Annotated in this window: 12 protein-coding genes; 3 read left to right on the top strand and 9 right to left on the bottom strand. The window is 69.8% G+C overall.

The genetic code is table 11. The features are described from left to right. From G4D86_RS13730 to G4D86_RS13710, 5 genes are all read right to left on the bottom strand, one after another. Entirely contained in the window at positions 1-567 is a 567-nt protein-coding gene (locus tag G4D86_RS13730; RefSeq protein WP_163993576.1) for a GNAT family N-acetyltransferase, read from the bottom strand. Between the two features lie 52 nt (positions 568-619). Next, positions 620-1,573, bottom strand: coding sequence for a zinc-dependent alcohol dehydrogenase family protein (locus tag G4D86_RS13725; protein ID WP_163993574.1), 954 nt, complete (start codon positions 1,571-1,573; stop codon positions 620-622). A 374-nt stretch (positions 1,574-1,947) separates the two neighbouring features. Beyond that, positions 1,948-3,960 carry an acetyl/propionyl/methylcrotonyl-CoA carboxylase subunit alpha gene (locus G4D86_RS13720; protein WP_163993572.1) on the bottom strand — a complete coding sequence of 671 codons (2,013 nt, stop codon included), beginning with the start codon at positions 3,958-3,960 and terminating at the stop codon, positions 1,948-1,950. Between the two features lie 14 nt (positions 3,961-3,974). Further along, entirely contained in the window at positions 3,975-5,591 is a 1,617-nt protein-coding gene (locus G4D86_RS13715) for an acyl-CoA carboxylase subunit beta (RefSeq protein WP_163993570.1), read from the bottom strand. 5 nt (positions 5,592-5,596) lie between these two features. Beyond that, the gene (locus G4D86_RS13710) at positions 5,597-7,306 is read right to left on the bottom strand and encodes an acyclic terpene utilization AtuA family protein (protein ID WP_163993568.1); all 1,710 of its coding nucleotides are present in this window, start codon (positions 7,304-7,306) and stop codon (positions 5,597-5,599) included. A 127-nt stretch (positions 7,307-7,433) separates the two neighbouring features. Here G4D86_RS13710 and G4D86_RS53780 point away from each other — a divergent pair, with 127 nt between their 5' ends. Next, positions 7,434-8,063 (top strand): TetR/AcrR family transcriptional regulator, encoded by a 630-nt coding sequence (locus G4D86_RS53780; protein WP_275899110.1) that lies wholly within the window; start codon positions 7,434-7,436, stop codon positions 8,061-8,063. A gap of 40 nt (positions 8,064-8,103) precedes the next feature. Next, positions 8,104-8,982: an SDR family oxidoreductase gene (locus G4D86_RS13700; RefSeq protein ID WP_163993564.1), complete on the top strand. Its 879-nt coding sequence runs from the start codon at positions 8,104-8,106 to the stop codon at positions 8,980-8,982. 4 nt (positions 8,983-8,986) lie between these two features. On the opposite strand, the gene G4D86_RS13695 is transcribed toward G4D86_RS13700, so the two are convergent. The 3 genes from G4D86_RS13695 to G4D86_RS13685 form a co-directional block, all read right to left on the bottom strand. Continuing rightward, positions 8,987-11,827, bottom strand: a complete 2,841-nt coding sequence (locus G4D86_RS13695) for a vanadium-dependent haloperoxidase (protein ID WP_163993562.1) — start codon at positions 11,825-11,827, stop codon at positions 8,987-8,989. A gap of 50 nt (positions 11,828-11,877) precedes the next feature. Continuing rightward, positions 11,878-12,408 (bottom strand): hypothetical protein, encoded by a 531-nt coding sequence (locus G4D86_RS13690; protein ID WP_163993561.1) that lies wholly within the window; start codon positions 12,406-12,408, stop codon positions 11,878-11,880. Positions 12,409-12,469: 61 nt separating this feature from the next. Then, positions 12,470-12,937 (bottom strand): macro domain-containing protein, encoded by a 468-nt coding sequence (locus tag G4D86_RS13685; RefSeq protein ID WP_163993559.1) that lies wholly within the window; start codon positions 12,935-12,937, stop codon positions 12,470-12,472. 25 nt (positions 12,938-12,962) lie between these two features. Between G4D86_RS13685 and G4D86_RS13680 the strand changes: the two genes are divergently transcribed. After that, positions 12,963-13,169 (top strand): hypothetical protein, encoded by a 207-nt coding sequence (locus G4D86_RS13680; RefSeq protein ID WP_163993557.1) that lies wholly within the window; start codon positions 12,963-12,965, stop codon positions 13,167-13,169. A gap of 87 nt (positions 13,170-13,256) precedes the next feature. Here the strand turns inward: G4D86_RS13680 and G4D86_RS13675 are convergent, their stop codons facing one another. Further along, positions 13,257-13,805, bottom strand: a complete 549-nt coding sequence (locus tag G4D86_RS13675) for a hypothetical protein (protein ID WP_163993555.1) — start codon at positions 13,803-13,805, stop codon at positions 13,257-13,259. Positions 13,806-13,827 lie beyond the last annotated feature (22 nt).

The following is a 13,827-nucleotide window of genomic DNA, read 5'->3' as shown; positions in this document are numbered from 1 at the left end:
TCACCGGGTGGTGGGCCGCCAGTCCTCACGGCAGATGGCCCAGCGCTCGTGGTCCCTCCAGCGGCCGGCGACCTTGAGATAGCGAGGTGAGAATCCCTCCAGCCGGAACCCGGCGCGCTCGGCCAGTGCCTTCGACGCGACATTCTCTGGCTGGATGTTGGCTTCGATGCGATGGAGCTTCAGAGTGCGGAAGGTGTACGCGAGGACCCGCTGCAACGCCTCGGACATGAGCCCGCGTCCCTGGAAGCCATACACAGCCCAGTAGCCCAGGTACGCATTCTGGAAGCCACCCCGGAATATCTGGCTCAAGTTGAAGGCGCCGATGATGTCCCCGGACTCGCTCTCGCAAGCGAGCAGCGCCTCGAAGTCTTCGCGCGTGTTGCGCTGGAGATACGCGTCGAACGCCTCGCGCGTGGTGGGCGGCGCCACCCAGGGCCGGTGGAAGGCACGGCTCGCACGGGTGGCGGCGAGGAACGCCTCACGGTCCTCCGCGTGAGGCGCCCGCAGGACGACTCGCGGGCCCTTGATGAGAATGCGCCGCGCCGCCTTCTGACGCGCAGTTGCCATTAGGTGCTGCCTCCCTGGGAGCAGCCTGCACGCCTCCGTCGGGAAAGTGGACCTACTTCTTCCCCACGGTCAGCACGAGCTTCCCGCGCCCGTGCCCCGAATCGAGGATGCGGTGCGCGTCGCCGACCTTCTCCAGCGGCAGCACGCGCTCCACCAGCGGCTTCATCTGCTTGCGCTCGAGGAGGACGGTCATCTCTTCCAACCGGCGCCGCTCGCGCGTGAGGAAGACACCGTGCAGCGTCAGGTTGCGCGGGTAGAAGGCAGACACGTCACCACTGAAGCCCAGGATGGTCGCGAGCCGTCCCCCCGGCCGCGTCGCCGGGAGACTGGGAATCATGTTCTTGCCCGCCGTGTCGAACACCGCGTCCACGCCCTGCCCGCCCGTCTCACGCAGCGCAATCTGCGCCGGGTCCTCGCTCCTGTAGTTGATGACCACGTCCGCGCCGAGCTTGCGCAGCGTCTCCAGGTTGTCCGGGCCAGAGGTGGCCAGCACGCGAGCGCCCAGCGCCTTCGCAATCTGCACCGCGAACGAGCCCACGCCCCCCGCGCCACCGTGGATGAGCACCGTCTCTCCGACGCGGAGTTGCATCCGCCGCACCAGCGCATCCCACGCGGTGCCTCCGGCCAGCGGGACGGCGGCGGCCTCCTCGTGCGAGAGGCTCGGTGGCTTCTTGGCGATGATGCTGGCGGAGACGAGGTTGAACTCCGCGTAGGTGCCGTGCGGGTTGCCGAAGATTTCCGGCGTGTAGAAGACCTCGTCGCCGGCCTTGAAGTCGGTGACGCCGGGGCCCACCTGCTCGACGACGCCCGACGCGTCGTAGCCGATGACGGCCGGAGGCTGGAGGCCCGCCCACGTCCCGTCCTGGCGCAGCTTGGCGTCCACGGGGTTCGTGCCGGAGGCGATGACCCGGACGAGCACCTGCCCGGGGCCAGGCGTGGGCGTCGGAACGTCGCGGACTTCGAACAGCTCGGGCCCGCCGAAGCGGGGAAGGACCATGGCTCGCATGGGTGCGGGAGTAACCGGGCGCCCCGGGACGGGCAATGCCTCGTCAGGCCAAGCGTCCGGGGTCCGACGGCTGAACTGCGGAAGGAACGTTCGTTCCACCTCATCCAGCCTCCGGGGCGAGCCGGGCGCGGAAGGAACGTTCAGTCCACCTCAGCCCTCGTCCGGAGCGAGTCGGGTGCGGAAGGAACGTTCATTCCACCTCAGCCCCTCGCCCGGAGCGTGCCGGGCGCGGAAGGAACGTTCATTCCACTTCAGCCCCTCGCCCGGAGCGTGCCAGGCGCGGAAGGAACGTTCATTCCACTTCAGCCAGGCGGCAGCGGGGGGAGGAAGGAATGCTCCTTCCACATGTCTCATCCGGGCGAGGCCAGATGGAATCAGCTCGCCCCGGGCTGCGGCTTCGCCTCCGGCGTCAGCACCACCAGCACCTGCCGCGCGGCGACCTGGCTGCCCACGGTGACGTTGACCGCCTCCACCGTGCCCGCCACGTCCGCGATGACCTGGAACTCCATCTTCATCGCCTCCAGCACGGCGAGGACCTGTCCCGCCTTCACCGCCGTACCGGGCTGTGCATCCACGCGCAGGATGCGCCCGTCCATCGGCGCCACGAGCCGGCCGCTCCCCGCGCCCTCCGACTTCGACGGCGGGCGGAACGTCACGTCCGACACGGCATGCGCACCGTGCCCCAGGTCCAGCCAGAGCGTGTCCCCATCCCGCGTGTAGCGTGCACGTCCCCGCGCTCCAGCAACGGCGTAGTCCAGCACTCCCTCCGCCATCCCGAGGACCGCGAGGTCGAACGTGTCGCTGCCCACCGCGACCTCGTACCGTTCCGCGGCTACCGGACGCACCGTGACGTGCTCCTCGCGCTCCCGACTCGCGAGCTTCAGCCTCACCGGATGCGAGGTCCGCGTCGTGCTCCAGTTCACCAGCGACGCGTCCAGGCCGGAATCACGCGCCAGGGTCAGCGCCTCGGCGTGGAACAGCGCAGTACCGGCCAGGGCCAGGTCCTTCGCATGCGTCCGGTACAGCGCCTCCAGCGTCACGGCATCCGCATACTTCGGGATGAAGCCCGTGTCGTACTCGCCCGAGCTGAACGCCACATGCCCGAGCACCCACAGCAGCAGGTTCTTGTTCGTGGTGACGCCGAACACGGTCAGCTCATGCAGCGCCTCCACGAGCCGCCGTCGAGCCGTCTCGCGGTCCGGCCCGTGGGCAATCACCTTCGCCTGCATCGAGTCATAGAAGGGCGGGATGTCCTGCCCCTCGCGCACGCCGTAGTCGATGCGCACGCCCTCGCGCGCCGGCAGCCGCCACGCCAGCAGCCGCCCCGTCTGCGGGGCGTAGTTGTTGGCCGGGTCCTCCGCGCAGAGGCGGACCTCGATGGCGTGCCCCGACCACGACACCTGCTCCTGCGTGAGCGGCAGCCGCTCACCCGCGGCGACACGCAGCTGCCACTCCACCAGGTCCAGCCCGGTGATCGCCTCCGTCACCGGGTGCTCCACCTGGAGGCGGGTGTTCATCTCCATGAAGTAGAACTCGCCACTCGGAGCGAGCAGGAACTCGATGGTCCCCGCGCCCCGGTAGCTGATGGCCCGCGCCGCCGCCACGGCGACCTCACCCATACGCGCGCGCAACTCAGGGCTCACCGCGGGTGACGGGCTCTCCTCCACAATCTTCTGATGCCGGCGCTGCACGGAGCAGTCGCGCTCGCCCAGGTGCACCACATTGCCGTGCTCGTCCGCGAAGACCTGCAGTTCCACGTGGCGCGCGCCGATGACGGCCTTCTCCAGAATCAGCTCACCGCTCCCGAAGGCATTCGTCGCCTCCGAGCGCGCCGAGCGCAGCGCCTCACGCAACTGCGCCGCCTCGCGCACGAGCCGCATGCCGCGCCCGCCGCCACCCGCCGCTGCCTTGACCATCAGCGGGAAGCCGATGCGCTCGCCCTCCTTCGCCAGCGCCTCGTCGTCCGCGTCCGTGGCCTCGTAGCCGGGGATGCAGGGCACGCCCGCCGCGAGCATCCGCAGCTTCGCCTGCCGCTTGTTCCCCATCAGCAAGATGGCCTCGGCCCCGGGGCCGATGAACGTCACCTCCGCGTCCCGGCACGCGCGCGCGAACTCCGCGTTCTCCGACAGGAAGCCATAGCCCGGGTGAATCGCATCCGCGCCCGACGCCTTCGCCGCCGCGATGAGCTTCTCGATGACGAGGTACGACTCCTTCGCGGGCGACGGGCCGATGGGCACCGCTTCATCCGCCGCGAGCACGTGCGGCGCCGCGCGGTCCGCCTCGGAGAACACCGCCACCGTGCGGTAGCCCAGCCGCTTGCAGGTCCGAATCACCCGGACGGCAATCTCGCCCCGGTTGGCGACGAGGACCTTCTTGAATCGCTCCATGCGGTCCGTCCCTCTCACAGGCGCGCCACGCCGAAGGTGTTGGGCTTGAGCTCTCGCCGCTTCGCCTCGCGGCACACGGACAACGTGAAGCCGAGCACCCGCCGCGTGTCGCGCGGGTCGATGAGCCCGTCATCGAACAGCCGCGCGCTGCAGTTGAACGGATGCGACTCCTTGTCGAACTGGTCGATGATGGGCTGGCAGAACGCGCGAATCCCCTCCTCGTCCACGACCTCTCCCTGCCGCGCGAGCTTCTCGCCGAAGACAATCGACATCACCTTCGCCGCCTGCTCGCCGCCCATGACGGCGGTGCGCGCGTTGGGCCACGCGAAGATGAAGCGCGGGTGGAAGGGCCGGCCGCACATGCCGTAGTTGCCCGCGCCGAACCCGCCGCCGATGAGCAGCGTGAGCTGCGGCACCGTCGCGTTCGCCACCGCCTGAATCATCTTCGAGCCGTGCTTGACGATGCCGGCCTGCTCCGGCTGCGTGCCCACCATGTAGCCCGTCGTGTTCTGCAAGTAGAGGATGGGCGTGTCCGACTGGCAGCAGAGCTGGATGAACTGCGCCGCCTTGGTGGCCCCCTTCGGCGTAATCGGCCCGTTGTTGCCGATGATGCCGATGGGCACTCCGAAGATGCTCGCGCGCCCGCAGACGGTGTGCGGGTCGTACTCGTCCTTGAAGCCGGCGAACTCGGAGCCGTCCACGATTCGCGCGATGACCTCGCGGCAGTCGTAGGGCTTGCGGTAGTCCACCGGGACGGCGCCGCACAGCTCGTCGGGGGAATAGACGGGCTCGGCGTACGGCGCCTGGCCTTCGCGAGCCAGCCGCGCGTTCCACCCGAGCTTCGCCACGATTTCGCGCGCCATGCGGATGGCGTCGGCGTCGTCCTCAGCGAGGTAGTCCGCCGTGCCCGCCACTGTCGCGTGCATCTCCGCGCCGCCCAGGTCTTCGTCCGTCGCGATTTCTCCCGTCGCGGCCTTGAGCAGCGGCGGGCCGGCGAGAAAGACCTTGGCCTTCTTCTTCACCATGACGACGTAGTCGGACAGGCCCGGCAGGTACGCGCCGCCCGCGGTGCTGGAGCCGTGCACCACCGTGACTTGAGGGATGCCCGCCGCCGACAGCTTCGCCTGGTTGTAGAAGGTCTCACCGCCGGGGATGAAGATCTCCTGCTGGTACATGAGATTGGCGCCGCCGCTCTCCACCAGCGACACCATGGGGAGCTTGTTCTCCAGCGCCATCTCCTGCGCGCGCAGCGCCTTCTGCACGCCCCACGGCGACGCGGTGCCTCCCTTGATGGCGGAGTTGTTCACGAACACCATGCACCGCACGCCGGACACGTAGCCGATGCCGATGATGCTGTTGCCTCCGGCCAGCGAGCCGTCGCTGTCGTCGTGGTAGCCGAAGCCGCACAGCGTGGACAGCTCCAGGAACGGCGAGCCCCGGTCCAACAGGAGCGTGAGCCGCTCACGAGGAAGGAGCTGGCCGCGCTTGTGGAACTTCTCGCGCGCCTTGGCTTCCGTGTCGCGGACCTTCGCCTCCACCGCGCGCAGCTCCGCGACGCGCGCGAGCATGTCCGCGCGGTGGGCCTTGAAGGCTTCGGAGCCCGGGTCGATTCGGGACGTGATTCTCGGCATTGCTCTCACCCCTGCCCTTCGCGCAGCAGCGACTCGGGAATGTCCATGTGGCGCGAGCGGAGCCACTCGCCCAGCGCCTTGCCCTGCGGGTCGAAGCGCGTGGAGGACGACACGCCTTCACCCAGGATTCCGTCGATGACGAAGTTCAGCCCGCGCAGGTGCGGGAAGACGTGCCGCTCCATCGGGAAGGCGGCGGCCTCCGGGAGCAGCTCGCGGAGCTTCTCCGGCGTCAGCGTGCGCGCCAGCCAGCGCCAGGCCTCATCCGTCCTCGCCCAGACGCCGATGTTCGCGGTGCCGCCCTTGTCTCCGCTCCGCGCGGCGACGATGCGCCCCAGGGGCACGCGGCGCGTGGGGCCCGCACTCAGCGGCGCGGGAAGCACGGGCGGCTCCACCGGCCCCAGGGCCAGCGTCTTCTCCGAGGGCGGAATCACGGTGCGCGTCCCGTCGGCAAGCACGGCGACATGCTCCACCTTGCCCGCCTCCACATAGGCCGGCGTGTAGACACCGTAGGGCGCACCATCCGACGGCGGTGCCGTCATGGTGAAGCCCGGGTAGCTGCCCAGCGCCAGCTCCACCGCGGCACCGCTGAAGGCGCGGCCGACCAGTTTCTGGTCCGCGTCCTTCACCACCACGCGGAGGAAGGCGGCTGCCTGCTCCTCGGTGGCCGCGTCCTCGCGGTCCGTGCGGACCAGCGTCCAGTGGACCTCCTTCGGCTTGCGGACCATCGCCGCGTCCAGCTGCTCGCGGACGAGGCGGGCCTTCTCCTCGATGTCGAGCCCCACGAGGACGAACGTCGCCTCGTTGCGGTAGCCACCGAGGTTGTTGAGGCACACCTTCACCGTGGGAGGCGGCGGCTCACCGCGCACCCCGGTGATGCGCACGCGGTCCTTGCCGTCAGCGGCCAGCGAGATGCTGTCGAAGCGCGCCGTCGCGTCCGGGCCCGCGTACCGGGCGCCGGTGATTTCGTAGACGAGCTGCGCGAGCACCGTGTCCACCGTCACCGCGCCGCCCGTGCCCGCATGCTTGGTGATGACCGAGCTTCCGTCCTCGTGCAGCTCCGCCAGCGGGAAGCCGGGACGGCGCGCGTCCACCTCCGTGAAGAAGGAGTAATTCCCACCCGTCGCCTGCGTGCCGCACTCCAGCACGTGGCCGGCCACCATCGCCCCGGCCAGCCTGTCCCAGTCGTCCTTCTTCCACCCGAAGTGCGCCGCCGCCGGGCCCACCACCAGCGACGCGTCCGTCACGCGCCCGGTGACGACGAGGTCCGCGCCCGCGCGCAGGCACTCGGCGATTCCCCACGCGCCCAGGTACGCGTTGGCCGTGAGCGGGCTGCCCAGCCCGAGCTCGTCCGCGCTGCCGGAGAGGTCATCCCCCTCCACGTGCGCCACCTGCACCTTCACGCCCAGCCGGCCGGCCACCTCGCGCAGCGCGGCGGCGAGCCCCGCCGGGTTCAGCCCTCCCGCATTGGTGACGACCTTGACCTTCTTCTCCACCACCAGCGCCAGGCACTGCTCCATCTGGCGGAGGAACGTCTTGGCGAAGCCCGTGGTCGGGTCCTTCATCCTGTCCCGGCCGAGAATCAGCATCGTCAGCTCGGCGAGGTAGTCGCCGGTGAGGACGTCGAGCTGCCCGCCCTCCAGCATCTCCTTCACCGCCGAGAAGCGGTCTCCGTAGAAACCCGAGGCATTGCCGATACGCAGGGGGGACGCGCTCATGCTCTCTCCATCCGGCCTCGGGCAGGTCTCCCATCCCACCAGCCAGGGTCCACATCAGTGTGGGAGGCGCCCCTTAAAAAAGCAAGCGCGCTTGCTTTTTTCTCCCGCGACTTTCATCCTCACGGGTGTGAGTGACTCATCCGGCGCGACGGGCAGGCAGGAGCAGGAGCGCAGCCGCGTCACCCGCCAGCGGCTGATGGAGGCGGCGATTGGCGCGCTCTGCCAGTTGGGGTGGGCGGGCGCCACCATGACGGTGATTGCCGAGCGCGCGGGCGTCTCCCGTGGCGCGTGCCAGCACCACTTCCCCACCCGCGCGGACCTGGTGGCGGCGGCCGTGGAGTACGTCGGGCAGCAGCAGGTGGAAGAGGCCCTGCGCCGGTCGGCCCAGCTCCCGGCGGACGAGCGGCGCACGGAGGCCATCCTCCACATGCTCGCGGACATCTTCACAAGCCCCCTCTTCATCGCCGCCGTGCAGCTCTGGGTCGCCGCCGCGGCGGACCCGGAATTGCGCGCGCAGCTCACGCCCCTGGAGGCGCGCACCGGACGCGAGGTGCACCGGCTCACGGTGAAGCTGCTCGACGTGGATGACCGTGACCCCGAGGTGCGCGAGCTGGTGCAGGCCACACTGGACCTCATCCGCGGGCTCGCGCTGGCGAACCTCCTTCGCGACGACAGCGCCCGGCGCAAGAAGGTGCTGCACCGGTGGGCTCGCACGCTCGACGCCTCGCTCGGCGCCCGGCGCTCACGCAGGGACTGACGTTTCTTCTTTCAGGCACACGCCAACATCTGGAGCTGACATGGGTTACCGCTCTCTCTTCGCGCCGGGCTGCTTCAAGGACCGCAACGTCATCGTGACGGGCGGCGGCAGTGGCATCGGCCGCTGCACCGCGCACGAGCTGGCGTCGCTGGGCGCGCACGTCGTCCTCGTGGGCCGCAAGCAGGACAAGCTGGAGGCCGTCGCGGCGGAGCTTCGCGAGGACGGCGGCGAGTGCTCGCTGGAGGTGGTCGACATCCGCAACGAGGACGGCGTGAAGGAGACCGTGGGCCGCATTGTCGCGGCGCGCGGGCGCATCCACGGGCTCGTCAACAACGCGGGTGGGCAGTTCCCCTCTCCGCTGGCCGCCATCTCCAAGAAGGGCTTCGAGGCGGTGGTGTCCACCAACCTCACGGGCGGCTTCCTCATGGCGCGCGAGGTGTACCTCCAGTCGATGAGCAGCCACGGCGGCGCCATCGTCAACATGCTCGCGGACTTCTGGGGCGGCATGCCGGGCATGGGGCACTCAGGCGCGGCGCGCGCGGGCATGCTCAACCTCACGGAGACCGCCGCCGTCGAGTGGGCCGCCTCCGGCGTGCGCGTCAACGCCGTGGCTCCCGGGTGGGTGATGTCCAGCGGCATGGACAGCTACCAGGACGAGGGCGTCAAGGCGCTCATCCCCCTGCTCAAGAAGGAAGTCCCCTTGCAGCGGCTGGCCACCGAGTCCGAGGTGAGCGCCGCCATCGTCTTCCTGCTCACCGACGCCGCCGCGTTCATCACCGGCGACGTCATCAAGATTGACGGTGGCGCTTCGTGCAACACGAAGATTTATCCCCTCGAGGAGACCTCCGCCTCCAAGCCCTACGAGGGCTTCCACCGCGCGCAGGCGCCGCGCATCCTCGGCGGAGAGCCCAAGAAGTAGGGCCTCAGGGGACCTCGGTGCCCTCGAAGAAGCGCCGCGCGCGGGCCACGGCGGACAGGCCCACCTTGCTGCCGAGCCTCCGGCCCACGAAGTCATCCGGCGTGATGTGGATGCCGCCCCACAGGCGCGACTGTCCCGCCTGGTCCGCGGCGTCGTAGTAGGTGGCCCACTGCAGGCGCACGTCGGTGGTGGGGCCGCGCTCGAAGGTGAGGTAGCTGTTGGCGCCCGCGACGAACTCGCCCAATCCGCCGGGGAAGTACTCGCTGCCGGTGAGCGCGGTGAGCACCTCGGCGGCGGAGCGGCTGAAGGTGCTGTGCCCGGAGATGAAGCCCGGGAAGGCCGGCGTCACGAAGGTGCGCAGCTGGTAGGGCATCCACTCCACCGCGCGAATCCACGCCGAGCCACCCACCTCGTTGCGGCGGTCTCCCGGCTCGCCCCGCCATGCGTGCACCGCCACCTGCCCCACGAAGCGCGCCAGGTGCGCGTGCCGCTGGCCCGGCGCGGAGCTCTCCGCGGTGATGACCTCGATGAGCCCCGGCACCAGCGGCAGGCCGTCCGGGTGGTACGCCGGGCCGCTCGGGTCCGTGGACTGGCCCAGCTTCCCCATGTACCGGATGAGCGAGAGCGGCCGCGCGGCGATGAACTCGCGCTTCACCTCCCACGCGACGATGGCCGCGTCGTGCACCGCGCCGTTGAGCGCGAGGTACACCTTCACGTCCCACTCGAGAGGGTCCAATCCCGCGCCCGCGCCGAACAGGCGCCGCGAGAAGCCGGGCGCGTCCGCCATGCTGTTGGCGAGCACGTTCCAGTGCCCCGGCGGCGTCTCCGACTTCGGGCCGTCCGCCCAGAACTCCGCGAGCACGCGGCCAAAGTCCCCGCGCCGCACCATCCGCTGTGCATAGGGCTGGCCGGTGACGGGATTCACCGCGTGGCCGGTGCCGTCATTCGTGCCCAGGCTGTTGTTGCCGAGCGAGCCGGGCGACGTGTCCATCATCTCGTCACTGCCCAGCCAGCTCTCCTTGCGCAGCACGTCCACCACGTGCGCGCGCACCTCCGCGTCGAACTTCGGCGGCCCGCCCGGGTCCAGGTACAGCCCGCCGCCTTCCGGCCGCGTCAGGGCGAAGGGCGTCACATTCCTCCAGTGCGCGCCGATGTACCCCTGCACCCCGGAGCCGGTGATGATGCCGTTCTGCGTGACGGACACCGCCAGGTTGAGCGGCTGCCACACCGAGGGATTCGCCAGCGTCACCAGCGGCGTGTCCACCACCAGTGGCGCGTTCACGAACTGGAAGCCCGTGGTGTCCTTGTAGTCGTTCTGCTCGTTGGCTCCGTCGCCCGCACCCGCGCTGATGATGGCCTGGCCGATGCGATTGCCCACGGCGCGCGGGCTGTCGCCCGTCGCCACGGTGTCGTCCGGCGCGTAGCCGAGCTTCGTCATGAAGGCGCGGAAGCACGCTGCTGAGGTGGGCCCGCCGGTGGCCTTCGTGTAGCGGTGCGCGAGCACGCGATACGCGGCGTAGCTGAGGGCCTCCGCGCGCGCGGCCGCCACGTCGCTGGCGGTGTGCTTCTCGCGCAGGAAGACGCCGTCCGCCGTCGCGTCATACGCGGCCCACGCGTCCCACATGGCCGCGGACACGTGGTACAGGTTGCGCGCGTGCACCGTCGGACGCGGGATGTCTCGGCGGATGGCATTCAGCAGCTGCTCATCCCAGCGACGGGCGATGGTGCCCGTCGGACGCGGGTCCACCGCGGACTCGGGACACGACACCGCCGGCGGTGTCGGCGTCACCACGTCGGGTGCGAAGGCCACCTGCGCGCCCCCGTGTACCAGCGCGCCGGCATCCAGACCGCCAGACAGCACGTTGCCGCCCACGACCCACACTCCGCCCTCCGGGTCCGTCCAGGCGGCGTGCAGGGACTCCACCGGCGCGGTGGCGTCGAGGTCCGCCTGCGCCCACTTCCCCGCCGAGCGCCGATAGATTTCGCCCCGGAAGCCCGTGGCCCAGCCGGTGCCGTCCTCGGAGAGGGACACGCCCTGCATGAGCGGGGTGCCCTCGGGGGCGCGGCTCACGAAGCGGCCGGCGGCCTCGTCCAGCTCCAGGATTTCTCCCTGGTTCTCTCCGCCCACCACCGCGACGACGCCTCCCGCGCCGTGCACGGTGAAGAGGCGACTGGTGGTGCCGGTGGGAAGCACCGCGAAGGCGCCGCCTCCGCGCGAGCGCATCGCCACGCCCTGCGCGCCCACCACGTACACGTCGCCGCCGGTGCCCCACACCTTGAAGAAGCCGGGGATGTCTCCGTCGGCGGTGCGCGGCAGGTTTGCGAGCGGCAGCGGCACTTCGCTCCACTGCGTGCCGTCGTAGTGCCAGATGAAGCCGCTGCGGTCAGACACGGCGCCCACTGCGTACAGGTTCTCCGGACTGGAGCCCCAGACGCCGTACACGGTGTGGCGCGCGAGGCCCGGCGTGCGCATGCGGGTGAAGACGCCATTCTCGTAGCGGAGGACGGTGGCGCTACCTCCGGACATCAGCACCGGGCCGTCCTTGAGGGCGTGCACCCACCACAGGTCTCCGCGCAGACCGGTGGGGACTTCGGTCCATTGGGTGCCGTCGAAGTGAAGCACCTCGGGCCCTCGGCCCCGGTCCGCGCCCACGGCCCACACGTCGGTGGCCGAGCGGCCGGAGATGCCGAGCAGTGCCTCCGGACGGACCTGCGTCACGGTGGCCCAGGCGATGGGGTCCGGCGTGGGGATGGGGTCGGGTTCGTCCGGGCAGCCGGTGAGCAGCGCGCCCAGCGTGAGGGAGAGGAGCCAGCCACGGAAGGGGGTGTGGAGGTGCTGGGGCATGGAGCGACTCCTGGTGTCGCGAAAGTGGATGGGAAGGAATGCGCCGTGGGCTACGGGAACGTGTTCTCGGCCCACTGGAGCGTGCCGGTGCGCGAGTCGGAGCCGTGCTCGCCGTCATCGCTCTCGAAGGACGCGTTCAGGCGGACCTCGCGGTCCACGGCCTCGAACGGGTCTTCGATGACGAGCAGCAGTCCTTCCAGCTTCGCCGGCTCACCTTCCTGCATGGCCTGGTCGAAGCGGAGATTGACGGAGTAGGGGGCGGAGAGCTGCTCTCCGTCGGAGATGCGCTCCAGGGACATCTTCACCTTCGCCTTCACGTTGGTGAGCTCCCAGGCGCGCAGGGAGACGAAGACGTGCTGGCTGCCCTGGCCGCCGGAGTTCAGCTCCAGCGTGCTGCCCTCCTCGATAGGGGTGAAGGAGATCCCCGTGCCCACCTCGAGCTGACGGAGCGGGCCGTCGGGCGCACCGGGACAACCCGCGAGCCCGAAGCTCAGCGCAAGCCAGCCGAGGCACACCGTGAGGGCACGAGGGAGGGAACCCGAGGTCACCTTGCGTGACGCGGGGGATGAATGGGGGCTCAACACGAAGGACTCCGAGGCTGCCGGCCGCTTCCGAAAGCATACGTGATTTCGCGGGCGCGGATCAGGCGGGGCGGAAGCGGACCACGCGCACCTCCAAGTCGCCGGCCTCGGCGTCCAGGACGTGGCGCATGAGATCCAGGGCGCGCTCTTCGTTGAAGCCACCGGAGCCGGCGCCGATGAGGGGAAAGGCGAGGGAGCGCAGGTTCTGCTCACGGGCTCGGGCCAGGGCGTTGCGCACGGAGTCCTGAATTGAGCGTTGCGATGCCCGCCAGAGCATGTTGATGCCGGCGACGTGGATGATGGCCTTGTAGGGAAGCCGGCCGGCGGAGGTCACCACCGCCGTGCCGAGCGGCATCGGCCCCACGCGGCCCAGCTCACGGAACGGGCCGAGCCCCGCCTTGCGCTTGATGGCCCCGGAGACGCCCTGCGGCAACAGCAGCCACCAGGGGATGATGTTCCGGTTCCACGCGTTGACGATGGCCTCTACGGGTTGGTCGAGCAGGTCTCCTTCGACGATGTGGACGGGCATGGACGCGAGTCTCTAGCATTGGCGCATGGACATGCGCGAGGCGCTGCGAAGGGCCTATCCGAGCCATGGGCCTGATTGGGACGCGGCCATCGAGGCCGGCGTCGACGTCTCCCTCCTGGAGGAGAACCTCCGGCTCAGCCCGACAGAGCGTCTCGAGCAACTCCAGCGCATGACCGAGCTGTACGAGGCGCTACGACCCAAGGAGGAGCACGAAGACGAGCAGACTTCCTGACGCACGCGCCAGGAAGCCCCACTCCTCGCGCCCGAAGCAATCGCACTCGTGAGTAACCCTGTGCACCGTGGCTTTCAGGCCCAGTCTTCACATGCCGCCATCCAGCCACTGCGGGGGAAGCGGCTGCGGCTCGCCCCACGTGGTGTCACCCAAGGGAATGGCCGGGTCGGACGGAGTCTTCGGCAGCCCAGCATCCGTTACTTCGGGAGCGGGGAGCGCTTCAGGCTCGCCATCGAAGAGACGCTGAAGAACGCGACCGTCGGAGCTGATGGCGTATTTCACTCCGCCATCCAGCATCCGGGGCCCGGGCTTGCAGGCGTCGGAGTCGGCGCTGATTTCCACGAAGATGATGTCGCCCTGCTTGATGAATCGGTAGCGATACGACTCCTGCCGGTTCCAGCATGACCGCCCTCTGGAGTCAGGTGGCTGGAAGTCATCGGCCGCAATCGCGAGGGCCCGAAGCACCGCACCGTCCAGCTCGTATGGCTGGCCCCCCGCGCCGGCCTGCATGGCCTCGCGCTCGGAGAAGTTGGGGAAGACGATGGACGTGTCTTCCTCGATGGGGGCCGGACGCCAACTCTGGCTGCGCACGCAACTGAAGAGCACCATGGCCGCGGCGAGGAGTAGACCTCTCATGGGGAACCTCTCCTCGCCAGGA

The organism is Pyxidicoccus caerfyrddinensis (genome assembly GCF_010894405.1).
In the GTDB taxonomy this organism is placed as follows: domain Bacteria; phylum Myxococcota; class Myxococcia; order Myxococcales; family Myxococcaceae; genus Myxococcus; species Myxococcus caerfyrddinensis.
This window is presented reverse-complemented; position numbering and strand designations above follow the sequence as displayed.

Bases quoted from the DNA above. Each gene is read 5' to 3' on its own strand.
- G4D86_RS13685 (WP_163993559.1), bottom strand. From the start codon at position 12,937: ATGCCCGTCCACATCGTCGAAGGAGACCTGCTCGACCAACCCGTAGAG.
- G4D86_RS13700 (WP_163993564.1), top strand. From the start codon at position 8,104: ATGGGTTACCGCTCTCTCTTCGCGCCGGGCTGCTTCAAGGACCGCAAC.
- G4D86_RS13675 (WP_163993555.1), bottom strand. From the start codon at position 13,805: ATGAGAGGTCTACTCCTCGCCGCGGCCATGGTGCTCTTCAGTTGCGTG.
- G4D86_RS13680 (WP_163993557.1), top strand. From the start codon at position 12,963: ATGGACATGCGCGAGGCGCTGCGAAGGGCCTATCCGAGCCATGGGCCT.
- G4D86_RS13725 (WP_163993574.1), bottom strand. From the start codon at position 1,573: ATGCGAGCCATGGTCCTTCCCCGCTTCGGCGGGCCCGAGCTGTTCGAA.
- G4D86_RS13710 (WP_163993568.1), bottom strand. From the start codon at position 7,306: ATGAGCGCGTCCCCCCTGCGTATCGGCAATGCCTCGGGTTTCTACGGA.
- G4D86_RS13720 (WP_163993572.1), bottom strand. From the start codon at position 3,960: ATGGAGCGATTCAAGAAGGTCCTCGTCGCCAACCGGGGCGAGATTGCC.
- G4D86_RS13730 (WP_163993576.1), bottom strand. From the start codon at position 567: ATGGCAACTGCGCGTCAGAAGGCGGCGCGGCGCATTCTCATCAAGGGC.
- G4D86_RS13695 (WP_163993562.1), bottom strand. From the start codon at position 11,827: ATGCCCCAGCACCTCCACACCCCCTTCCGTGGCTGGCTCCTCTCCCTC.
- G4D86_RS13715 (WP_163993570.1), bottom strand. From the start codon at position 5,591: ATGCCGAGAATCACGTCCCGAATCGACCCGGGCTCCGAAGCCTTCAAG.